General features: G+C 68.0%; 19 protein-coding genes. 13 read left to right on the top strand and 6 right to left on the bottom strand.

Annotated features, from left to right (window positions below; translation table 11 throughout):
* Positions 1-93 precede the first annotated feature (93 nt).
* Entirely contained in the window at positions 94-1,035 is a 942-nt protein-coding gene (locus AZSP09_RS05970; RefSeq protein ID WP_152089466.1) for a LysR family transcriptional regulator, read from the bottom strand.
* A 164-nt stretch (positions 1,036-1,199) separates the two neighbouring features.
* Between AZSP09_RS05970 and AZSP09_RS05965 the strand changes: the two genes are divergently transcribed.
* From AZSP09_RS05965 to AZSP09_RS05955, 3 genes are all read left to right on the top strand, one after another.
* Positions 1,200-1,799, top strand: a complete 600-nt coding sequence (locus tag AZSP09_RS05965) for an FMN-dependent NADH-azoreductase (RefSeq protein WP_152089465.1) — start codon at positions 1,200-1,202, stop codon at positions 1,797-1,799.
* A gap of 134 nt (positions 1,800-1,933) precedes the next feature.
* On the top strand, positions 1,934-2,851 hold the full coding sequence (locus tag AZSP09_RS05960; protein WP_014237139.1) for a pirin family protein: 918 nt from the start codon (positions 1,934-1,936) through the stop codon (positions 2,849-2,851).
* A gap of 153 nt (positions 2,852-3,004) precedes the next feature.
* Positions 3,005-3,511: a DUF2242 domain-containing protein gene (locus AZSP09_RS05955; protein ID WP_152089464.1), complete on the top strand. Its 507-nt coding sequence runs from the start codon at positions 3,005-3,007 to the stop codon at positions 3,509-3,511.
* Positions 3,512-3,707: 196 nt separating this feature from the next.
* Here the strand turns inward: AZSP09_RS05955 and AZSP09_RS05950 are convergent, their stop codons facing one another.
* Positions 3,708-4,103 carry a phasin family protein gene (locus AZSP09_RS05950; RefSeq protein ID WP_014237141.1) on the bottom strand — a complete coding sequence of 132 codons (396 nt, stop codon included), beginning with the start codon at positions 4,101-4,103 and terminating at the stop codon, positions 3,708-3,710.
* A gap of 647 nt (positions 4,104-4,750) precedes the next feature.
* Between AZSP09_RS05950 and dinB the strand changes: the two genes are divergently transcribed.
* The 6 genes from dinB to AZSP09_RS05920 all read left to right on the top strand — a co-directional run bounded on the left by dinB (position 4,751) and on the right by AZSP09_RS05920 (position 12,519).
* A complete protein-coding gene (gene dinB, locus AZSP09_RS05945; RefSeq protein ID WP_152089463.1) occupies positions 4,751-5,914 on the top strand; it encodes a DNA polymerase IV in 1,164 nt (387 codons plus the stop codon).
* Between the two features lie 221 nt (positions 5,915-6,135).
* The gene (locus AZSP09_RS05940) at positions 6,136-7,866 is read left to right on the top strand and encodes a nitrite reductase (protein WP_152089462.1); all 1,731 of its coding nucleotides are present in this window, start codon (positions 6,136-6,138) and stop codon (positions 7,864-7,866) included.
* Positions 7,867-7,963: 97 nt separating this feature from the next.
* Positions 7,964-9,445, top strand: coding sequence for a type IV pili methyl-accepting chemotaxis transducer N-terminal domain-containing protein (locus tag AZSP09_RS05935; protein ID WP_152089461.1), 1,482 nt, complete (start codon positions 7,964-7,966; stop codon positions 9,443-9,445).
* 153 nt (positions 9,446-9,598) lie between these two features.
* Positions 9,599-9,907 (top strand): c-type cytochrome, encoded by a 309-nt coding sequence (locus AZSP09_RS05930; RefSeq protein ID WP_152089460.1) that lies wholly within the window; start codon positions 9,599-9,601, stop codon positions 9,905-9,907.
* 135 nt (positions 9,908-10,042) lie between these two features.
* Positions 10,043-11,878, top strand: coding sequence for a sensor histidine kinase (locus AZSP09_RS05925; RefSeq protein WP_152089459.1), 1,836 nt, complete (start codon positions 10,043-10,045; stop codon positions 11,876-11,878).
* Positions 11,875-12,519 carry a response regulator transcription factor gene (locus AZSP09_RS05920; RefSeq protein ID WP_152089458.1) on the top strand — a complete coding sequence of 215 codons (645 nt, stop codon included), beginning with the start codon at positions 11,875-11,877 and terminating at the stop codon, positions 12,517-12,519. The genes AZSP09_RS05925 and AZSP09_RS05920 overlap by 4 nt, the downstream gene beginning before the upstream one ends.
* Positions 12,520-12,525: 6 nt before the next feature.
* On the opposite strand, the gene pdxR is transcribed toward AZSP09_RS05920, so the two are convergent.
* A complete protein-coding gene (gene pdxR / locus AZSP09_RS05915) occupies positions 12,526-14,094 on the bottom strand; it encodes a MocR-like pyridoxine biosynthesis transcription factor PdxR (protein WP_152089457.1) in 1,569 nt (522 codons plus the stop codon).
* A 116-nt stretch (positions 14,095-14,210) separates the two neighbouring features.
* On the opposite strand from pdxR, the gene AZSP09_RS05910 reads away from it, so the two are divergent.
* Positions 14,211-14,651 (top strand): carboxymuconolactone decarboxylase family protein, encoded by a 441-nt coding sequence (locus AZSP09_RS05910; RefSeq protein WP_014237149.1) that lies wholly within the window; start codon positions 14,211-14,213, stop codon positions 14,649-14,651.
* Between the two features lie 137 nt (positions 14,652-14,788).
* Here AZSP09_RS05910 and AZSP09_RS20125 read toward each other — a convergent pair whose 3' ends face one another.
* Together AZSP09_RS20125 and AZSP09_RS05900 are read right to left on the bottom strand one after the other, a co-directional pair.
* Positions 14,789-15,661, bottom strand: coding sequence for a hypothetical protein (locus AZSP09_RS20125; protein WP_197739065.1), 873 nt, complete (start codon positions 15,659-15,661; stop codon positions 14,789-14,791).
* Between the two features lie 216 nt (positions 15,662-15,877).
* Entirely contained in the window at positions 15,878-17,254 is a 1,377-nt protein-coding gene (locus AZSP09_RS05900) for an NAD(P)H-dependent oxidoreductase (protein WP_152089456.1), read from the bottom strand.
* Positions 17,255-17,479: 225 nt separating this feature from the next.
* On the opposite strand from AZSP09_RS05900, the gene AZSP09_RS05895 reads away from it, so the two are divergent.
* The 3 genes from AZSP09_RS05895 (at position 17,480) to AZSP09_RS05885 (ending at position 21,494) form a co-directional block, all read left to right on the top strand.
* Positions 17,480-19,570 carry a c-type cytochrome gene (locus AZSP09_RS05895; RefSeq protein ID WP_152089455.1) on the top strand — a complete coding sequence of 697 codons (2,091 nt, stop codon included), beginning with the start codon at positions 17,480-17,482 and terminating at the stop codon, positions 19,568-19,570.
* Between the two features lie 199 nt (positions 19,571-19,769).
* Positions 19,770-20,504: a c-type cytochrome gene (locus AZSP09_RS05890; RefSeq protein WP_152089454.1), complete on the top strand. Its 735-nt coding sequence runs from the start codon at positions 19,770-19,772 to the stop codon at positions 20,502-20,504.
* A gap of 36 nt (positions 20,505-20,540) precedes the next feature.
* On the top strand, positions 20,541-21,494 hold the full coding sequence (locus AZSP09_RS05885; protein ID WP_152089453.1) for a c-type cytochrome: 954 nt from the start codon (positions 20,541-20,543) through the stop codon (positions 21,492-21,494).
* A 102-nt stretch (positions 21,495-21,596) separates the two neighbouring features.
* On the opposite strand, the gene AZSP09_RS05880 is transcribed toward AZSP09_RS05885, so the two are convergent.
* Positions 21,597-22,352: an SDR family NAD(P)-dependent oxidoreductase gene (locus AZSP09_RS05880; protein ID WP_152089452.1), complete on the bottom strand. Its 756-nt coding sequence runs from the start codon at positions 22,350-22,352 to the stop codon at positions 21,597-21,599.
* Positions 22,353-22,365 lie beyond the last annotated feature (13 nt).

Genomic DNA, 22,365 nt, shown 5'->3' with positions numbered 1-22,365 from the left:
TGGCGATGGGGCCCGGGAGGGGCGCGGCGGCATTGAACAGGCTGCCACTGTAGGTCCCGGCCCGCAGGGCTGTGAAATACCGCTTGTGTCTTTCTATATTCCGCCGCGGCCCGGGATCGGGTTATCCGGCACGTCCAGAGTCAGTCGCAGCATGTCGATGAAGGCGGCGGTGCGGGTGGGCAGCAGGCGCCGCCCCGGGGTGACGCACCAGACGGTGACGCAGGGCAGCTCCCATGCGGGCAGCAGGCGCTGCAGCTGGCCGCTTTCCACATAGGGGCGGGCGAAGCGGTGGGCCAGGCCGACGATGCCCATGCCGTGGGCCGCCAGGGTGCGCTGCATGCCCACCGAGTTGGCCGTCAGGGGGCCCGTGGGCAGGCCCTCCCAGCGCTCGTTGCCGCAGGAGAGGCGCCAGGGCTGGGCTTCGCCGTTGCTGGTGATGAGGCGCAGGCAGATGTGCTGCATCAGCTCGGCCGGGGCCCGGGGGGCGCCGTGGCGCTCCACGTAGGCCGGGCTGGCGTAGAGGCCGGAATGGAACCGGGTCAGGGGCCGGGCCACCAGGCTGGTGTCGTCCGGCAGCTGGCTGGCGACCCGCACCGCCAGGTCGAAGCGTTCCGCCAGCAGGTCCACCCGGCGCGGAGAGAGGTCCAGTTCCAGGCGCACCGCCGGGTAGTGGGCGGCGAAGTCGATGAGGGCCGGGGCCAGGTCCAGCTCGCCGAAGTCCGGCGGCATGGAGACCCGCAGCACGCCCTGGGGTGTGGCCTGGCGGTGCAGGGCCAGGGCGGCGGTGGCTTCGGTTTCCTCCAGCAGGCGGCGGGCGTGGTCCAGGATGCCTTCGCCGAATTCGGTGATGGCCAGGCGCCGGGTGCTGCGGGTCAGCAGCGGTTCCCCCAGGGTGCTCTCCAGGGCGGTGATGCGGCGGGAGAGGGTGGATTTGGGCAGGCCCACCCGCTCGGCGGCCTTGGAAAAACTGCCCGCTTCCATGATGCGGGCGAACAGCACCAGGTCGTTGGCGTCCAGCTTGAGGTCGGGGGTCATGGCGGGCTCCGGGCGTAAAGGGTCTGTCGTTGCATTGATGGAACAATGATATCCATTCGAAGGGCTTCCGGTGCGTTATTGCGGGTAATAAAGTGCACTCAACGGTTCGCCGGAGCAGCATCCGCCAGCCCGGTCCCGCACCCCAACCCCACGGAGAAGCCATCATGAAAATCCTGCAGATCAACGCCAGCGCCCGTTCCGCCGGTGCCAATTCCACCCGCGTCGCCGATTCCATCACCGCCCGCCTGCAGGCCGCCCATCCCGGTGCCCTGGTGGAAGTGCGGGACCTGGCCGCCAATCCCCATCCGGTGCTGGACGAGCCGGCCCTCTCCGCCCTGTTCACCCCCGCCGAGCAGCGCAGCCCCGAGCAGGCCGCCCGGGTGGCCCTGGACGATGCCCTCATCGCCCAGGTGCAGTCCGCCGACGCCATCGTGCTGGGCGTGCCCATGTACAACTTCGGCGTGCCGGTGCAGCTGAAGGCCTGGATCGACGCCATCGCCCGTGCCGGCGTCACCTTCCGCTACACCGAGAACGGTCCCCAGGGCCTGATCACCGGCAAGAAGGTGTACGTGGCCCTGGCCCGGGGCGGCCTCTACCGCAACACCCCAGCCGATTCCCAGGTGCCCTACCTGAAGAGCGTGCTGGCCTTCCTCGGCATGACCGACGTGGAATTCATCTACGCCGAGGGCCTGGCCATGGGGCCGGATGCCGCCGCCAAGGGCTTCGCCAAAGCCCAGGCCCAGATCGACGCCATCGCCGCCTGAGCCTGACGCCGCCGGTCCGCTCCCCTGCCTGCGGGCAACGGGTCTGGGCCGGAGCGGTCTGCTGTTTAACCTGGGAGGCCCGTCCTCCCCGCCGCCGTCCCGCCCGGGATGCGGCTTCATCAGGAGTCCATGCCATGACCACTCTCCACCGTACCGCGCCGCCGGCCGCACCGGCTGCCGCCAACGCTGCCAATGCCGCCTCCCGGGCCGTGGAACGCCTGGTGCGGGGCATGGCCACTTCCGACGGGGCCGGCGTGCGCCTGACCCGGGTGCTGACCCAGAACCTGCAGCGCCGCCTCGATCCCTTCCTCATGCTTGACGCCTTCCGCAACGAAAACGCGGAGGACTACATCGGCGGCTTTCCCGACCATCCCCACCGGGGCTTCGAGACCGTCACCTACATGATCGCCGGCCGCATGCGTCACCACGACAGCGTCGGCAACGAGGGCCTGCTGGGCCCCGGCGGCGCCCAGTGGATGACCGCCGGCAGCGGCCTCATCCACTCCGAACTGCCGGAGCAGGAGGAGGGCCTGATGGAAGGCTTCCAGCTATGGCTCAACCTGCCGGCCAGGAACAAGATGGTGGCGCCCTACTACCGGGACATTCCGCCCGCCGCCATTCCCGAATACACCACCGCCGCGGGCGTGCGGGTGCGCATCATCGCCGGCGCCAGCCAGGGCGTGGCCGGGGCCGTGCAGCGCCCGGACACGGAGCCCCTCTACCTGGACATCCACCTGCCTGCCGGCAGCGCCCTGTTCCACGAGATTCCCGCCGGCCACAACGCCTTCACCTACACCTACCGGGGCAGCGTGGAGGTGGGCGGCAATGTGGTGCCCGACCGGCACATGGCCATCCTGGCCAACGACGGCGCCCCCGGCGTGCACCTGGCGGCGGCGGAGGATTCCCGCCTGCTGCTGGTGGCGGGCCGGCCCCTGGGCGAGCCCATCGCCCAGTACGGCCCCTTCGTCATGAACACGGCGGAGGAAATCCAGCAGGCCATGCGCGACTACAGCGCCGGCCATTTCGCCGCCGCCCCGGTGCGGGCCCTGTAGCTTTTCTCCTTCTCCCCTGGCAACGCCGCCGGCCTTTCGCCGGCGGCGTTTTTCTTTGGCGCCGCCATCGCCGGCGGGGCAGGCAAAAGGCATCAAAGGGGCGCAAAATTAGGGGGTGCGGGGCCGCCCGGCCCCGGCGGAAGGGAGAACGACATGAAACGATGCGCCCTCTTGCTGCTGCCCCTGCTGCTGGCCGCCTGCGGCGGTCCCGGCAGCTATGCGGAACGGGAGGATTTCCAGTCCGACCCGCGCCATCGCCGGGATTTCCCCACGGCGGCGGCGCCCCTGTGCGATGCGGCCCGGCGGGTCCTGCTGGGGGACGGCTACGTGGTGCTGCCCGGGCGCGATGCCCTGACCTTCAGCGGTGCCAAGGAATTCCGGGTAGACGACAAGGGCCACGCCCAGCTGCGCCTGCACCTGGCCTGCAGCGAGGCGCGCAGCGGCGCCACCCTGTTCGTCACCGCCACGGAAGAGCATTTCGACGTCAAGACCACCCGCCAGAGCACCAGCGTCGGCGTGCCCCTGGTGGCCCCCATTTCCTTCAGCAGCAGCACCGAGGGCGACAACCAGGTTAAGACCCGGGGCGAGACCGTGGCCGCCCGGGATTTCTACGAGCGATTCTACCGGGCGGTGCAGCGGGAACTGGGCGGCCGCCAGTAAGGACGGGCAGGGAAGGGGGAGGGGGCAGGAGCGCCGGTCCCATTCCCGGTGCGGGGCAGGGCAGGGGCGGAGGCCGCAGCGGGTGTCGCGGCCCGGAGCGGGGGCGCCAAAACAAAAGGCCGAATCTCCAGGAGATCCGGCCGTCCTCATGGTCGAGCAAGCGCCGGACGAGGCCGGCGGGTCCCCCTATTTTTTATTATTTGATCGGCTTGCCCAGGCGGGTGACGGCGGCCACGGCATGTTCCACCGTGGCGGCGACCTGCTGGCCCATGTCGGTGACCTGCTGCTGCACCCGGGCCTTGTGTTCCTGCTGGCTCATGGTGACGATCTGCTGGGCGTTCTGCAGGTAGGCCAGGGTCTGGCCCAGGACCGGCTGGGTGGCCTTGGTCTGCAGTTCCAGCACTTCCTGGGCCGACTTGGCGCCCATGACGCAGCGGGTGTGCTCGATGCCGTGTTCCAGCAGGGCGCGGGCGGTGTTGAGGTTGAGGTTGGCGAGACGCTCGATGCTGGCGAAGCTGCCGTGGGCCAGGTCCAGGGTGTTTTCCATATTGGTCTTGGTGACGGCCAGCAGATGGTTGTGCAGATTGATCATGTTATTACCCCTAGCGTTGTCTTATAAGTATCGGTGTCGATGTATCGAGCGGCGCCATCATAGCCACGGCAACCCTGCCTGGGACCCGGGTCGAGTCCCGGGAATGACCCTGGGGTCTCGCCTAGGTCAGAAGCCGGCGGGGATGTGTTAGCCCGGTGCCGCCCGTGCCTGCGGACGGTCCCGGCGCCGGCCGTCGCCCTCTGCGGCAGAGGGCGGGCGGGCCTGGCGGCGGAACCCTTTACCCCCGATGACAAAAGGGGCAAATGCATCTTACGCCCACTCTGGAAGCCAATGAATACGCCACTCTCCAGAGGTCATATGCCAAGAGTCCTACCGTAAGTGGCTTTCCGGGGAGGGGGTCTGTTAATGCCCATGGAATAAGCGCTGCCCGGCAGATCCGATGAAATCAGGCATCTCCTTGGCGCTATTGGTGCGCTGCGACATGGGAAAGGTGGCAGAGGCCAGGTGACAGATGAAAGGCGACGTGGGACGGGCGGCGCGCCGGCAGGCCGGGGCGGCCTCTTAACGCCCCTGTTGATGTACTGTATATTTATACAGCCATGAAGGATGAGCCCTGCCCACTCCCTGACGATTCCCGTTCCCCGGTCCCGCCCGCCGACCTGCCCGCTGCCGCGGCCGGAACAGCGATGCCTGCCGCGGCGGCGCCCGAACGGCGCATCGCCCACCTGGACATGGACGCCTTCTTCGCCTCGGTGGAACTGCTGCACTACCCGGAGCTGCGGGGCCGACCGGTGGTGGTGGGCGGCCGCAGCGTGGACCGGCCCCGGCGCCAGGCCGACGGCAGCCTGCACTTCGCCCGCCTGCGGGACTACGTGGGGCGCGGCGTCATCACCACCTCCACCTACGAGGCCCGAGCCCTGGGCGTCTTTTCCGGCATGGGGCTGATGAAGGCGGCCCAGCTGGCGCCAGACGCCATCCTGCTGCCGGCCAACTTCGACGCCTACCGGGACTATTCGCGCCGCTTCAAGGCCGCCGTGGCCGCCATCGCGCCCTGTATCGAGGACCGGGGCATCGACGAAATCTACATCGACCTCAGCCACATCGAGGAGGCCACGCTGCCCCTGGCCCGGCGCCTGAAGGCGGCGGTGCTGGCCGCCACCGGCCTTACCTGCTCCATCGGCATCACGCCCAACAAGCTGCTGTCCAAGATCTGCTCCGACCTGGACAAGCCGGACGGCATCACCGTGCTCGGCATGGAGGAGGTGCCGACCCGCATCTGGCCCCTGGCGGCGAAGAAGATCAACGGCATCGGCCCCAAGGCCAACGAACGCCTGGGCCAGCTGGGCATCCACAGCATCGGCGACCTGGCGGCGGCGCCGCCGGAAATGCTGGTGCAGCACTTCGGCCGCAGCACCGGCGCCTGGCTGCACCGGGCCGCCCACGGCATCGACGAGCGGCCCTTGAGCACCTCCCGGGAGCCCAAGTCCATCAGCCGGGAAAGCACCTTCTCCCGGGACCTGCACGCCCGCCACGACCGGGCCGAGCTGTCGGAAATCTTCACCGGCATGTGCCTGCGGGTGGCCGACGACCTGGCGCGCCAGGGCTACGTGGCCCGCACCATCGGCATCAAGCTGCGCTATGCGGACTTCCAGTCGGTGACCCGGGACCTCACCCTGGCCGTGCCCACCGCCGACGGGGCGGCGATCCGCAAGGCCGCCGGCGAATGCCTGAAGCGGGTGCCCCTGCAGCAGCGCCTCCGCCTGCTCGGAGTGCGGGCCAGTTCCCTGCTGCCGGCGGCGGCAGCGGCGGCCCTGCCAGCGCCCCTGGTCCAGGCCGAACTGCCCCTCTAGGGCCGGGGCGGCGTCCCCGTTTTTCGGGGGGCGGCGATGGCCTTTTTTCGCGTCGCCGGGACCATGCCGGCGGGACAACCTTGACGCGCGTCAAGCCTGCATGGGGCGTGAAACCCAGCTGCCACCGTGACGCCCGATTCTATTGACCCTGATCAAAGTACGTTTTCTGCCGCTGAAGAAATTGGGGCCTCCTCACTCAATTTTTTCAGGAACAGGGAGCCATGAAAACGAAGCGTTTCAACCTACTCAGGCTGGCGGCCATTCCGGCCCTGGCCTTTGCCGTGCAGTTCGCCTTTGCCGGCACGCCGGAATCCCACGGCGACGCCACCATGCGGGACTACCAGGCCGGCGGCGGCTCGCCCCTGGCCAGCGTGCCCATGCACCAGGATATCAATCCCCTGGCGCCGAAGATGACCGAGGCCGAGTTCGAGAAGGCCAAGCGCATCTTCTTCGAGCGCTGCGCCGGCTGCCACGGCGTGCTGCGCAAGGGCGCCACCGGCAAGGCCCTGACGCCGGACCTGACCATCGCCAAGGGCCTGGAATACCTCAAGGTCTTCATCAAGTACGGCTCCGCCGGAGGCATGCCCAACTGGGGCACTTCCGGCGTTCTCAGCGACGACGAGGTGGACCTCATGGCCCGCTACATCCAGCAGACCCCGCCGGCCCCGCCCGAGTACGGCCTGAAGGAAATGGAAGCCAGCTGGAAGGTGATCGTGCCGGTGGAAAAGCGGCCGAAGAAGAAGCTCAACAACCTCAACCTGGACAACCTCTTCTCCGTCACCCTGCGCGATGCGGGCGAGATCGCCCTGATCGACGGCGACAGCAAGAAGATCGTCAGCATCCTCAACACCGGCTACGCGGTGCACATCTCCCGCATGTCCGCCTCCGGCCGCTACCTCTTCGTCATCGGCCGCGACGCCAAGATCAACCTGATCGACCTGTGGATGGAAAAGCCGGACACCGTGGCCGAGATCAAGGTGGGCATGGAAGCCCGCTCGGTGGAAAGCTCCAAGGCCAAGGGCTTCGAGGATAAGTACGCCATCGCCGGCACCTACTGGCCGCCCCAGTTCGTCATCATGGACGGCGATACCCTCAAGCCGCGCAAGATCGTCTCCACCCGGGGCATGACCGTGGGTACCCAGGACTACCATCCGGAACCCCGGGTGGCGGCCATCGTTTCCTCCCACTTCAATCCGGAATTCTTCGTGAACGTGAAGGAAACCGGGATGGTCTACTCGGTGGATTACCGCGATCTCAACAACCTGAAGATCAAGATGATCGAGGCGGCGCCCTTCCTCCATGACGGCGGTTTCGAATCCACCCACCGCTACTTCATGGATGCGGCCAACGCCTCCAACAAGATCGCCGTCATCGACACCAAGGACGGCAAGCTGGCCAAGCTGGTGGACGTGGGCAAGACGCCCCACCCGGGCCGGGGTGCCAACTTCGTCGATCCCAAGTTCGGTCCCGTGTGGGCCACCGGCCACCTGGGCGACGATTCCATCTCCCTCATCGGCACCGACCCGGTGAAGCACGGCGACAACGCCTGGAAGGTGGTGCGCACCCTGAAGGGCCTGGGCGGCGGTTCCCTGTTCCTGAAGACCCATCCCAAGTCCAAGAACCTGTGGGTGGACACCACCCTCAATCCGGAAGCCAACATCAGCCAGTCCGTGGCGGTGTGGGACGTGAACAACCTGGACAAGGGTTACGAGCTGCTGCCCATCGGCGACTGGTCCGGCATCAAGGAAGGCCCCAAGCGCATCGTCCAGCCCGAGTACAACAAGGCCGGCGACGAAGTGTGGTTCTCGGTGTGGAACGGCAAGGACCAGGAATCGGCCATCGTCGTGGTGGACGACAAGACCCGCAAGCTGAAGGCCGTCATCAAGGATCCCAAGCTGGTGACGCCGACGGGCAAGTTCAACGTTTACAACACCCAGCACGATGTGTACTAATGGGGTCTAGCCTCTCCTGAAGCGGCATCCCAGGGAGACGAGAGAAGGTGATCCTTCTCTCGTCTTTTTATTGGCCACCCATTGCCGGAATCGCCCCATGTTCAGTCCCAAGGAAAGTCGACGCTGCAGCCGGGAGCTGCTGTCGGACATCCCCCTCTTCAACGGCCTGGCCGACAGCGTGGCGGACCAGCTGCTGGCCGCCAGCCGGGTCGTTTCCATTCCCGCCCACACCCAGATTTTCTCCGTGCAGAGCCCGGTCAAGGAGGCCTTCGTCCTGGTGCGCGGCACCCTGCGTCGCAGCACCCGCCTGGCCGGCGAGGTGGAGAAGACCCTGGAACTGATCCAGAGCCCCCAGCTCCTGGCCCCCGGCGAAGTGTTCGGCGCCGAGCGCTACACCTCCCAGTGCGAGAGCCTGGGCAGCAGCCTGATCCTGGTCATCGACGCCTGGCGCCTGCGCGCCATCGTGCAGCAGGACCTGCCCCTCAGCGACCGTCTCATCCAGCTCCTGGCCCTGCGCCTGCGCAGCACGGAATGCGACGTCACCAGTTACCACTACGGCCTCTCCGCCACCCAGCGGGTCCTCGACTACCTGCTGGCCCAGGGCGGCGAAGCCCTCAAGTCCGCCGGCGAAACGCCGGTGACCCTGCGCCCGAGCAAGAAAATGATCGCCGCCCGCCTGGGCATCACCCCCGAGTCCTTCTCCCGCTGCCTGCGGGAGCTGATCGACCTGGGCCTGATTGTGGTGGACGGGCGCGTCCTCTACATCCAGAACGCCGCCCTGCGGGATTACGAGAACGGCAATCCGGAGCGGCGCATGAGCTTTTCCCGGCGCGAGCGGGCCGAGATCATCCGTCCGCGCAAGAAGCTGTCCGCCGGCGCCCTGGTCAATCTCTGCGGCCGCCTGCGGGTCCTTTCCCAGCGTCTGGCCACCTCCTGGGCCATGATCGCCACCGGCCTGCCGCCGGCCAAATACCAGGTGCGCCTGCGGGCCCTGGTGGGGGATTTCGAGCGGGTGGACAAGCGCCTCGACGGCCTGGCGCTGGCGCCCCAGGTGGGCGAGCGGCTGCAGGCGGTGCAGGCCATCTGGCCTGCCTACCGGGAAGCCCTGCTGGGCAGCGCCACCCCGGCCGAGGCCGCCGCCGTGTTGGGGCTCAGCGAAAAGATGCTGGAGGCCACCGACGCCATGACCAAGGCCGCCGAACTGTGCGGCGAAACCCCGGACGCCCACTACGTGAACACGGCCGGGCGCAACCGCATGATCTCCCAGCGGGTGTGCAAGCTCTTCCTCTTCTGGGACTGGCCCGGCTGCGAAGACCTGGGGGAGCCGGCCCTGACCGAATCGGTGCGGGAATTCGCGCGCAACCTGACCGAGCTGCAGCAGAACAGCCACGGCGTGGCCGAGCTGGCGCTGCAGCTGAAGGAGGTGGACGCCCAGTGGCAGGTCTTCATCGCCTCCCTGCTGCCCGACCTGTCCCGGGCCCGGCGCACCCACCACGCCCGGGTGGTGTTCACCGAAGGCGAGCGCCTGCTGCGCCTGATGGATACCACGGTGAAGCTCTACGAGCGGCTGGGCAAATGAGGCCCGCCCGCCGCTCTTGACCGGGATCAAGCCTGCACTTCGCCAACTGACTGGTAACAAAGGATTATTTCCGGGCCGCCGGCCGCAGCGCGAAAAACTTGCCCGGGCCGGCACAGTGCCGCTTTCCAACCACTACACCGAAGGAAGCGTGCCATGAAATCCGCCCACCTCTCCCTGCTGGCCCTCGGCGGCCTGTTCCTGCTGGGCAACGCCCAGGCCGACGAAGCCCTGGCCAAGGCCAAGAACTGCATGTCCTGCCACCAGGTGGCGGTGAAGGTGCTGGGCCCCGCCTACAAGGACGTGGCCGCCAAGTACAAGGGCGACGCCGGCGCCGTCGACAAGCTGGCCGCCAAGATCAAGGCCGGCGGCAAGGGCGTCTGGGGCGAAGTGCCCATGCCCCCCAACAATGTCACCCCCGACGAAGCCAAGAAGCTGGCGACCTGGGTCCTCTCCCTGAAGTAAGCCCTCGGCCTTGTCCGGCGGACCTCGGCGCCCTGCCGTCGCCCGGTCCGCCGTCCCGCCTGCCTGTCCGGCAGGCCGGGCCTCCGCCCGGCCCTGGACGCCCCTTCGGCGCCTGCCCCGGCTACAATCCGGGCCATGCCTGCCTCCTGCCGTACCCCTTTCTCCGCTTTCATTCCCGCCTCCCTCGCGCCGGCCCTGGGCCGCTGCGGCGCGCTCCTGCTGCTGGGCCTGTGGGCCGCGGCAGCCGGCGCTGCGGACATCCGCCTCGGGGTGCTGGCCTGGCTCGGCTCGGAAGAGGCCGAGGTGCAGTGGAAGCCCCTGGTGCAGGAACTGGAGCGGCGCCTGCCTAGCCACCGCATCCAGTTGCGCCAGTACGACCTGGACGAACTGTCCCAAGCCCTGCAGGGCGGGGAGGTGGAATTCGTCGTCACCAACCCGGGCCACTACGTCACCCTGGAGGCGGAGCACGGCATCAGCCGCATTGCCACCCAGGTTTCCGCCCCTTCCCAGGACCCGGCCCACGTGGTCGGCTCCGCCGTGGTGGTGCTGGAACGGCGGCGCGACCTGCGCCGCCTGGAAGACCTGCGCGGCGCCACCCTGGCGGCGGTGGCGGAGGATGCCTTCGGCGGCTACCAGCTGATCTGGGCCGAACTGCTCCGCCACGGCCTGGACCCGGAGCAGGGCCAGCCCCGGCCCCTGTTCACCGGCTTCCCCATGCCCCGGGTGGTGGAGGCGGTGCTGCGCGGCGAGGCCGACGCCGGCGTGCTGCGGGCCTGCCTGCTGGAGCGCCTGGAGCGGGAAGGGACGGTGCCGCCCGGCCGCCTGCGGGTGCTCTCGCCCCGGGCCGACGTGGGCCATTGCGGCGTCACCTCCGCCCTCTACCCGGGCTGGGCCTTTGCCGCCGCCCGGGGCACCGACCCGGCCCTGTCCCGGGCCGTGCTGCTGGCCCTGCTCTCCCTGCCGGCGGACGAGGGCGGCCAGACCTGGAGCGTGCCCGCCGACTACCACCCGGTGCACGAGCTGTTCCGCGAACTGAAAATCGGCCCCTACGCCTTCCTGCGGGAGACCGGCTGGGATGCCCTGTGGCGCCGCTACTGGCCCTGGGCGGCGGGGCTGGTGCTGCTCCTGCTGGGCGGCGGCCTGTACACCCTGCGGGTGGAGCATCTGGTGCAGCGGCGCACCCGGGAACTGAGCTCGGCCCTGGCCGAGCGGCACCGGCTGGAGGCCACCCTGCGCTCCGGCCAGGAGCAGATGGACCATCTCTCCCGCCTCTCCATCCTGGGGGAGCTGGCCGGCACCCTGGCCCACGAACTGAACCAGCCCCTGGCCGCCATCGGCAACTACGCCCGCAGCCTGCTGCGCCGCCAGCAGGCCGGCAACCTGACGCCCGAGGCTCTGCAGCAGGCGGCGGCGGAGATCGCCAGCGAATCGGAGCGGGCCGCCGGCATCCTGGGCGGCATCCGGGCCTTCGCCCGCAAGCGCAGCCGGGTGCGGCAGCTTTGCGATTTGGCCCAGCTGGTGCGGGAAAGCGCCGATCTGCTGCGGGGCATCCAGGCCAAGGCCCCGGCCATCGCCCTGGAAGACGCCCTGCCGCCCGGCGGACGCCAGGTGCTGGCGGACCCGCTGCAACTGCAGCAGGTGCTGCTCAATCTCTTCAAGAACGCCTGGGATGCCCAGGAGGCCGTCGGCAGCGACGCCCCCATCGCCGTCAGCCTCAGCGCCGGGGAAGGGCGCTGCCGCGTCGCCGTGCGGGACCACGGCGGCGGCCTCAGCCCCGAACTGCAGCAGCGCCTGTTCGAACCCTTCTTCACCACCAAGCCCGACGGCCTGGGCCTGGGGCTCTCCATCTGCAAGACCATCATCGAGGCCCACGGCGGCGAACTGGCGGCCGCCGCGCCCGCCGACGGCCCCGGCCTGGTCCTGCACTTTTCCCTGCCCTTGGCCGCTGCCGGCGAAAGCACGCCCCCATGAACACCACTGCCACGCCCCCGGTCATCCACGTGGTGGATGACGAAGCCCCCTTCCGCCGCTCCCTCCTGTTCCTGCTCGAATCCGTGGGCTGGCAGGCGGTGGGTCACGAATCGGCGGAAGCCTTCCTCGCCGCCGCCCCCGCCTTTCCCGCCGGCGGCGGCTGCCTGGTGCTGGACATCCGCATGCCCCGGGTCAGCGGCCTGGAGCTGCAGCGGCGCCTCAAGGCCGGCGATCCGGCCGCCAATCCCTTCCCTATCATTTTCATGACCGGCCACGGCGACGTGGAACTGGCGGTGCAGGCCATGAAGGAGGGGGCCGTGGATTTCCTGCAGAAGCCCTTCAAGGACCAGCAGTTCCTCGACACCGTGGAGCGGGCCGTGCAGCTGAGTCTGGAACGCCACGCCGCCAGCCGCCGCCACCAGGAGGCCCGGGAATGCCTGGAGCGCCTCTCGGCCCGGGAGCGGGAAGTGGCCCGGCTGCTGGCCCTGGGCCTGGCCAACAAGGAAGTGGCGCGGGCCCTGGGCATCAGCGAAAACACGGTGCATGTGCATCGTCAGCACGTCATGGAAAAGACCGGCACCGGCAGTGCCGCCGAACTGGCCCGGCTCATCCTGCGGGCCGACCCGGCCGGGCTGGACTGAGAGTCGTCAGACGCCGGCGGCTGCCTGGCCCCTGTTGCCGGCCGCCGCCGCGTTGAAGGATTCCAGCACCGGCGCCATGGTGGCCACGCCGCGCCGGATCGCCGCCTCGTTGCAGGCGGAGAAGCCCATCACCAGCCCCGGCGGCGCCGGCTGGCCCATGCCGTAGAAGGAGATGGGCCGGGCTTCCACGCCCCAGGCGCCGAGGGCCGCAGCCACCGCCCGGTCGTCGCTGCCCCGGGGCAGGAGCGCGGTGGCGTCGAGGCCGGTGGTGATGGGCAGCACCGTCAGCAGGCCGTCGAGCTGGGTGGCGCACTCGTGCTGGAAGCAGGCGGCCCGTTCGCCGTAGAGGCGGCGCATCTGGCGCAGGTGGCGGGCGAAATGGCCTTCGCCGATGAAGGCGGCCAGTACCGCCTGGGGCAGGATCGGGGCGTGGCGCACGGTGAGGGAAATGGCCGAGGCAAAGGGTTCCGCCAGCCATTCGGGCACCACCGCGTAGGCCAGGCGCAGGGCGGGAAAGAGCAGCTTGCTGAAGGTGCCCAGGTAGATCACCCGGTCGCGGCGATCCAGGCTTTTCAGGGCCGGCAGGGGCGCTCCGTCGAAGCGGTACTCGCCGTCGTAGTCGTCCTCGATGATGATCCGCCGGCCCGCCTCGGCCCAGGCCAGCAGGGCCAGGCGCCGCTCCAGGGGCAGGGTGCCGCCCAGGGGCGACTGGTGAGCGGCGGTGACGTAGGCCAGCCGGGCATCCGCCGCCGTCGGCAGGGCGTCGGTGCACAGGCCCAGCCGGTCCACCGGCACGCCCTGCACCCGGGCGCCGCCCAGCTCGAACAGGCGGGTCGCCCCGGGATAGCCCGGGTCTTCCACCAGGGCCGTATCTCCCGGGTCCAGCAGCAGGCGGGCGCACAGATCCAGGGCCTGCTGGGCGCTGGCCAGGATCATCACCTGGCCGGCATGGCAGTCGATCCGCTGGGAATAGCGCAGGTGCTCGGCGATGGCCCGGCGCAGGGGCAGATGGCCGGCCCCGTCGCCGTAGCCCATGTCGTCGGGCCGCAGGCCGCGCCCCTGCTGGTGCGTGAGGCGCTGCCAGAGGGCGTGGGGAAAGGCCCCCAGGTCCGGCTGGTTGGGGCTGAAGGGCCGCCCCAGAACCATGCCCTCCCGGGAGAGGAAAGGGCTGTTCGCCAGCAGTTGTCCCTGGCGCGACAGCCGGGGGCGGTTGGCGGCGGCATCATCCATCCCTGCCGTGTCGGCGGCGGCAGCGCGGGCAACGCCCGGGGCGGCGCTGGTCCGGGGCTGCATCGTGCCGGCCGCGGCGATGGGCAGGGCCGCAGCCACCGTGGTGCCGCTGCCGGTGGCGCCGCTGAGATAGCCTTCGGCGATCAGCTGGTCGTAGACGGCCACCACGGTGCCCCGGGAGATGGCCTGCTGGCGGGCGAAGTCCCGGGTGGAAGGCAGGCGGCACCCCGGCGCCAGGCGCCCGGCCAGGATCGCGGCCCGCAGCTCCCCGCACAGCCAGCGTTGCAGGGTCACGCCCTCGGCCCGGGGAGCCAGGGCCAGCTCCAGTTCTGCGGCACGTTTCATGGAAAGTGGACCAATCAAATGGTCGATAAATGGACGTATGAATCGTACCACTGGACCATTAGGATGGCCCCATCCTGCAGCGCGGGATTCCCCCAACTCTCCCAAGGATGGAAACCATGGAACAACGCTTCGATATCGGCAAACTGATCCCCGACGGCTACAAGGCCATGTTCGGCGTGCACACCTACGTCCAGGGCGCCGGCCTGGACCTGGGCCTGCTCGAACTGGTGCGCCTGCGCGTCTCCCAGATCAACGGCTGCGCCTTCTGCGTCGCCATGCACGTGCCCCTGGCCCGCAAGTACGGCCTCAGCGAAAACCAGATCAACCTCACCGCCACCTGGAAGGAAGCCCCGGTCTTCGACCCCCGCCAGCGCGCCGCCCTGGCCTGGGCCGAAGCCGTCACCGCCCTCAGCGGCCAGGAAGTGCCGGACGCCATCTACGAAGAGGTCAAAGCCCACTTCAGCCCGGTGGAAATCGCCAACCTGACCCTGTGCGTAGTCGAAATCAACGGCTGGAACCGCCTCATGGTCGCTTCGCGTACGCCGCCGTTGCTGTAGGCAAGGGCCGGAAAACAAAAAAGCCAACCTTGGGGTTGGCTTTTTTGTTGGGTTGATTGTTCCTAGGCGCTGGGTGGTTTTAGGGCTGCTATCGACCCGAAACAGAGGTTCAACCGGCTGAAGAATTCGGAGCCCTACTATTTTCGAATACTGGGGTAGAGGTCATAACATGCACCAACGGCATGCTTATGCTTCGTATTCAGAACACATTCTTCTGCACTGCTATACCCAAATAGCTTTGGATACAGCCAAGGCCCAATCAGGAATCCAAGTAAAAATGCGATCGCCACAACGACGGCAAATTTTTTGTCCCATAGGTTGCTCGTAGCATAGATTCTCGTCGCCATCTTAAGGTGAATAGCCAACTCTTTTTGATTAAGTTCTTCAAGACCTTCGTGGTATTCCTTAGTGGTTATATCGCCGTCGTCAAATTGGGTGAACAAAGCAGATTTCGCGACCTGAATTTCATCTATCGGAGATGAAGAGTGTTTTGTAGATATAGGGATGGTTATGTCCGATAGTGCAGGGGCGACAGATTGATTTGCAGTGCGTACCTCTCTATGAGCGATTTCCAAAACTTCGAACAAGTCCTCAACCTTTGCACGCAACTTAGCCTTCTGTATGACGCTCAGCTCAATCTGAGCCGAACTTTTTAAGAGCTTTGAAAGCAAGCTACATAAGGTAATGGCTACATTTTCCCGTTCACTAGTACTGGGCCATACGGGAACAGCTTCGTCATATGTTGAAAGAGACAGTCCTGCAACCACATCCAACATCTTAGTATCTGAGTCTTCGGCTTGGGCATAGAGCGACCTTAACGACTCCAAACCTACGGCGCCCGCATTCAAACTAGGATCGTTCGCCTCCTTGTAAGCAAGAGCGCTGAGGAAAACTCCAAAGTAGGTGAACTCAGGACCGACCATGGGTGAGTTTTCATCAAGCCCTGACAGCTTGAGAAGATCCTGTGCCGCATGGCTACCAAGGCCTAGTATTGCTTCGGATGCATCCATCATCATTCCTTGAGGTGGACCTGCGATTTATGAATTGCCCCGTCTATCTTGGACTGGCCTGAGCTTCTTTTTTACAAATTAAAGCTGCCGCATTGCGCCAGGTGTCTTAGCGACTGCTTTGGCTAAATTCAGCTAATCAGAGAAGTAGGGCTGACTGTCAGCAACTGGCTGAAAGCCTCCCTCGGCCTTATTCGATCCCAATTGCGGCCCGCCAACTCAGCCACCATCCCCCAGCGGCTTTTCCTCCCGCTTCAACTCATGGGGTCTGGCTCCCAGGTCGTTCCACGGGGTGCCGTGGCTGCGGGCCTGGGTGAACCAGCGGAGTTTGGCGGCCAGGCGGAACAGCCAGGCGGGGAGGAGGGGGCGGGCCATGGAGGCGCTGGCTTCGGGGGGGATGCCGCGGCCGGCGGCCAGGGCCGGGGCGGCTTGGCGGAGGGCGGCGATCTGGTTGCGGAACATGAAGCCCATGCCGGCCAGGGGTTTGCCGTGCAGCACTTCGCCGGCACCCATGGCCAGGCCGCCAGCCCAGCCGAGTCCGGCGTTGTGGGCGAAGCGGCGCAGCTGGGCTATGGCGGAGCGGTTGTGGGCCGCTTCCGGGTAGCCGCTGTTGAGCAGGCCGGCGACCCGCCGTAGGCGGCCGGGCTGGGCGGCGATCTGTTCCAGGGCCTTGAGGACCAGGCCCGGCAGGCCGTCCACGTAGAGGGGGGCGGACACCACCAGCAGCTCGGCTTCGCCCAGGGCGGCCAGGGCGGCGTCGGCGCGGCGGCCGGGCTTGATGAAGTCGATGACGTGTACCAGGGTGACGGCGACGCCCTGCCGTTCCAGGTTTTCCGCCAGGCTGCGGGCCAGGGATTCGGAGGTGCTTTCGCCCTTGGGCCGGGCACTGCCCACCAGCAGGGCGGCGCGCTGCACCGGCGCCGGCGGCAGGGCCGGGTCCGGCGCGCAGGCCCGGGCCAGGGCGTCCGCCGGCGGGTGGTGGGGGAAGGGCTCGCCGTCGTGGCCGGCCAGGGCCTGGGCGAAGCGGGCGGCCAGGGCTTCCTCCCAGGGGGCGGTGGCGGGGGCCAGCACCAGGGTGTGGAAACGGGGGGCCATGAGGTTGATGGCGTTGCCGCCGGCGAAGGCGGCGAACAGTTCCCGGGCCGCCGCATCGGGCGCGGCTTCCAGGCCGACGAAGAGCATGGCCGGGTAGCGCTCGTAGCGGGGCTGGTGGCGGGTGACGCCGACGGATTCGTGGAAGAAGGGGTGGATCACGCCCAGCAGCCGGTCCAGGGCGCCCTTGAGGGAGGGCCGGTAGCCGCCATGGAAGAGGGGCGTCACCATCACCGCCAGGTCGGCCTGCTGGAAGGCCTTGGCGATGGCGTTGGCGTCGTCCTGGGTGCGGCACAGGCCGGGGGTCTTGGTCCAGCATTCGAAGTCGCCCAGGCAGGGGGCCAGGCGCACCTCTTCCAGGCGGAAACGGCTGATCAGGGCGCCGCTGTCGGTGGCCAGGGCGGCCAGCCGGTCGGCCACCCGGCGGTCGGGGCCGTCGTCGTCGGGGGTGGCGTCGAGGATGAGGATGCGGCGGTCGGCGGCGGGTGTGGTGGGCGGCTGCATGGGCGGACGGGGAATGGAATTGGCATGATGTTGCCATGATCCCGGGGTCGGGGAAATGGCGATGTGCAGCGGGGAGGGCAGGTCGGGACGCCCAGGACGAGCGCTTTAGGCAGCCGCTGGCAATAGTCACTTTCGGTTATATCCCTAACCGGATCTCCGAATAGGCGCGGCGGGGCGCCCTCCCTAAACTTGACCCCAAACAAACCAAGTACAGGGAGTACAGCCATGACCCATGTCCCATCCGTGCCTGCAGGGGCGCCGGCCGGCGCCTTGACGCGCCTGTGGCGCAGCGCCGCCGCCACCTTCCTCCTCTCCGCCCTGGCCGCCGTCGGCCTGGGCCGGGCCGAAGCCGCCGATGCCGGCCAGATCGCCCGGGGCGAATACCTGGCCCGCCTGGGCGACTGCGTTGCCTGCCATACCGCCGAAGGCGGCAAGTCCATGGCCGGCGGCCGGGAACTGGCCACGCCCTTCGGCGTGCTCTTCTCCACCAACATCACGCCGGACAAGGAAACGGGCATCGGCAACTACACCTTCGCCCAGTTCGACCGGGCCATGCGCAAGGGCGTGGCGGCGGACGGCCACAATCTCTACCCGGCCATGCCCTATCCCTCCTACGCCAAAATGACTGGCGAGGACATGCAGGCCCTCTACGCCTACCTGATGCAGGGCCTGGCGCCGGTGAAGCAGGCCAACAAGCCCACCGCCATGCGCTGGCCCTTCAGCCAGCGCTGGGGCCTTTCCCTGTGGAACTGGGCGTTCCTCGACACCACGCCCTTCCAGCCCGACGCCGGCAAGGACGCCACCTGGAACCGGGGCGCCTACCTGGTCCAGGGCCTGGGCCACTGCGGCGCCTGCCACACGCCCCGGGGCATCGCCTTCCAGGAGAAGGCCATGAGCGACGCCGGCAGCAAGGGCAAGCACTTCCTCGCCGGGGAGACCGTGGAATCCTGGCGCGCCCTGAGCCTGCGCGGCCTGTGGACGGTGGAGGACACCGCCCTGTTCCTCAAGACCGGGCAGAACCGCTTCGCCACCGCCTCCGGCAACATGGCCGAGGTCATCCACCACAGCACCCAGCACGTGAAGGACGAGGACCTGGTGGCCATCGCCACCTATCTCAAGTCCCTGCCCCCGGGCGAGCATGAACTGCCGGCGCCGAGCACGCCGCGCGATGCAGTGGCCGGTAAGGTGCCGGGCAACCTCTTCAGCTCCCGCGGCGGCCTGGCCTACGTGCAGTTCTGCGGCGACTGCCACCGCCAGGACGGCAACGGCGTCAGCAAGATCTTCCCGCCCCTGGCCGGCAACCCGGCGGTGACGGCGAAGGACCCGGCCACCCTGCTGCACATCACCCTCACCGGCTGGAAGACCGCCTCTACGGCGGCCCATCCCCGGGTATTCACCATGCCCGGCTTTGCCCGCCTCAACGACCAGGAGCTGGCCGAGCTGATCACCTTCGTCCGCAGCAGCTGGGGCAACGGCGGCGAAGCCGTGACCGCCTCCCAGGTGAAGAAGATGCGGGCCGAAGTGGTGAAGCAGGACCCCAAGGCCATCGACAACAGCAAGTTCGAGACGCCGCGCCTGGCCGACATGCTGGCCAAGCCCAACGCCGAACAGCTGGTGCGCGGCATGCGTCTGCACCTGGAAACCAAGGACCTGCTGCCCAACCACGTGGGTGACCAGCTCAACTGCACCAGCTGCCACCTCAATGCCGGCACCGTGGCCGACGGCTCGCCCTTCGTCGGCGTCTCCGCCTTCTTCCCCAGTTACGCGCCCCGGGCCGGCCGCATCATCACCCTGGAGGACCGCATCAACGGCTGCTTCAAGCGCTCCATGAACGGCAAGCCCCTGCCCGTGGAGTCGGCGGACATGAAGGCCATGGTCGCCTACTTCGACTGGATGAAGGGCGCCACCAAGCCGGAAGACAAGGTGCCCGGCCGCGGCATCGGCAAGATCGACCGTTCCCTGAAGCCCAACAGCGACAACGGCAAGAAGATCTACGCCGAGCAGTGCGCCGTGTGCCACGGCGAGAACGGCGAAGGCCTCAAGTCCGCCGACGGCAAGATGGTCTATCCGCCGCTGTGGGGCGACGAGTCCTTCAACCTCGGCGCCGGCATGGCCCGCACCTATACCGCCGCCGCCTTCGTCAAACGCAACATGCCCATCGGCTTCCACGGCAAGTTCCCCCTGGGCCAGGGCGGCCTCTCCGACCAGGAGGCCCTGGACGTGGCCGAGTACTTCAGCCACCAGCCCCGCCCGGACTTCCCGGAGAAGGTGAAGGACTGGCCCAATGGCAAGAAACCGGAGGACGCCCGCTACTGAGGCCCCCCTTCATCCAGCTTTCCGACCCGCCTTGAGCCTGAGGCTGCCGCCCCCTCCCGGGGCGGCTTTTTTCCTGGGGCCGGATCGAGATTGACGTAACCGAGGAGAAACCCGACCCCCAGCCATCTGCATATGCATTCAGAATAGAGAGCGCCCACCGCTCCGTCACTCATTCCCGAACTTCGAGAGGAGATACCCCATGAGAAAACTGATTACCCCGCTGCTCTCCGGCCTCCTGTTGCTGCCGGCGCTGCTGCCCCTGTCGGCCCAGGCTGTCGACGGCAGCGACATCATGCAGAAGGGCGGCGCCAATCCGGCGGCCATGCCCTGCATCACCTGCCACGGCACCGACGGCAAGGGCATGGCCGCCGCCGGCTTTCCGCGCCTGGCGGGCCTGCCCGAGGCCTACATCGCCAAGCAGCTGGCCGACTTCAAGGCCGGCCGCCGGGAGAATGCGGTGATGCAGCCCATCGCCCAGTCCCTCACGCCTGAGGAAGTGGCCGCCGTGGCCAAGGCCTACGCCGAGCTGCCCAAGGTCAATATCAAGCCCGGCCCGGTGGAGCGGCCCCACCCCGGCAGCGGCGCCTGGATCGCCCTGCGCGGCGCCTGGGAGCGCAACATCCCCGAATGCACCCTGTGTCATGGTCCCGCCGGCGTCGGCGTGGGCGACACCTTCCCGCCCCTGGCAGGCCAGTCCGCCCTCTACATCGAGAACCAGCTGAAGGCCTGGCGCGGCACCAAGGCCGTGGCCGCGACCCGCAAAACCAAGGCGGTGGCCGCCGTGCCGCCCAGCCGTCGCAACGACCCCAACGGGCTCATGGCCCATATCGCCGTGGATTTGAGCGAAGCCGAGATCAAGGCCGTGGCCGACTATTTCGCCGGCCTGGGGGAATCCAAGGAAGCCTTCGACGAAAGCCAGCATCGCCTGCGCTGAGACGAACGTTCCCCCTACATCGAAAGGATTCCCGCCATGAAAAACGCCAAGATTCTTGCCGCCCTGCTGGGCAGCATCTGCCTGTTTGCCGGTGTCGCCCAGGCAGCCGACACCGCTAACACTCCCCGTAATTCCCGCTTGGACGACCAGACCCAGTTGCCCAAGGCTCCGGCCAAGCCGGTGAGCCAGCAGTACTTCCAGCCCCCGGCCGACACCGACATTCCCAACAACGCCTTCGGCGAGCTGGTGCGCCGGGGCCAGGACCTGTTCATGAACACCAAGGCCCTGGCGCCCGAGTACGTGGGCAACGAGATGAACTGCGTGAACTGCCACATCGACCGGGGCCGCAAGGCCAACTCGGCGCCCCTGTGGGCGGCCTATCCCATGTATCCGGCCTACCGCAAGAAAAACAACAAGGTGAATACCTATGTGGAGCGCATGCAGGGCTGCTTCCAGTTCAGTATGAACGGCAAGCCGCCGGCGGCCGACAGCGAAATCCTCACCGCCCTCACCACCTACGCCTACTGGCTGTCCACCGGCGCCCCAACGGGCAAGGCCCTGCCGGGACGGGGCTTCGACGAGCCGCCGCCGCCCAAGGGCGGCTACGACATCGCCCGGGGCAAGGCGGTCTATGAGAAGCAGTGCCAGCTGTGCCACGGCGAAAACGGCGAGGGCAAAAAGGTGGGCGTCACCTCCGTCTTCCCCGCCCTGTGGGGCAAGGACTCCTACAACTGGGGCGCCGGCATGCATCGCATCAACACCGCCGCCGGCTTCATCCAGCACAACATGCCCCTGGGCCGGGGCGAGACCCTCTCGGACCAGGAGGCCTGGGACGTGGCCGCCTACATCAACTCCCACGAGCGGCCCCAGGACCCGCGCCTGATCAACGGCAGCATCGACGAGACCCGCAAGCGCTACCACGCCGACGACGGCGTCAATCTCTACGGCGTGGTGGTGAACGGCAAGAAGCTGGGGCAGGGCGTGCAGTAGGCCCGGCTGTTTCCCTTATTCCCAACCCCCGGAAAGGGGCCATGACAGCCCCCTTTCCTTTTCGCAGCCGTACCGCTCCAGGGACGGCTGCTTTTTTTTTGCTCAGAGGAACATGCCGCCGGAAGCCTCGATGCGCTGGGCGGTGATCCAGCCCGTCTCTTCCGACAGCAGGGCGGCCACGGCATGGCCGATGTCGTCCGGCTGGCCGACCCGGCCCAAGGCGGTCTGGGCGGCGATGAAGGCGTTGAGCTGGGCGTTGTCGCGCACGGCGCCGTCGCCGAAGTCGGTCTCGATGGCGCCGGGGGCCAGCACATTGACGGCGATGCCCCGGGGCCCGAGTTCCTTGGCCAGGTAGCGGGTCAACACCTCGATGCCGCCTTTCATGCTGGCGTAGGCGGCATAGCCGGGCAGGGCGAAGCGGGCCAGGCCGGTGGAGACGTTGAGGATGCGCCCGCCGTCGTTGAGCAGGGGCAGCAGGGCCTGGGTGAGGAAGAAGGGCCCTTTCAGGTGGGTGTTCATGAGCAGGTCGAACTGGGCCTCCGTGGTCTCGGCGAAGGCGGCGTTGATGCCCATGCCGGCGTTGTTCACCAGGAAGTCGAAACGCTCCCGCTGCCAGGTCCCGGCCAGGGCCTGGCGCACCCGCTCGGCGAAGGCGGGGAAGCCGGCGGCTTCATCCACCACCAGGGGCAGGGCCACGGCGCGGCGGCCCAGGGCCTCGATCTGGGCGACGACGGCAGCCGCCTCGTCGGCCCGGCTGCGGTAGGTGAGGATGATGTCCACGCCGCGGGCGGCGAGCTTGAGGGCGGCGTTGCGGCCCAGGCCCCGGCTGCCGCCGGTGATGAGTGCGATCTTGGTCATGTCTGGCTCCTTG

Source organism: Azospira sp. I09 (assembly GCF_009177135.1).
In the GTDB taxonomy this organism is placed as follows: Bacteria; Pseudomonadota; Gammaproteobacteria; order Burkholderiales; family Rhodocyclaceae; genus Azospira; species Azospira oryzae.
This window is presented reverse-complemented; position numbering and strand designations above follow the sequence as displayed.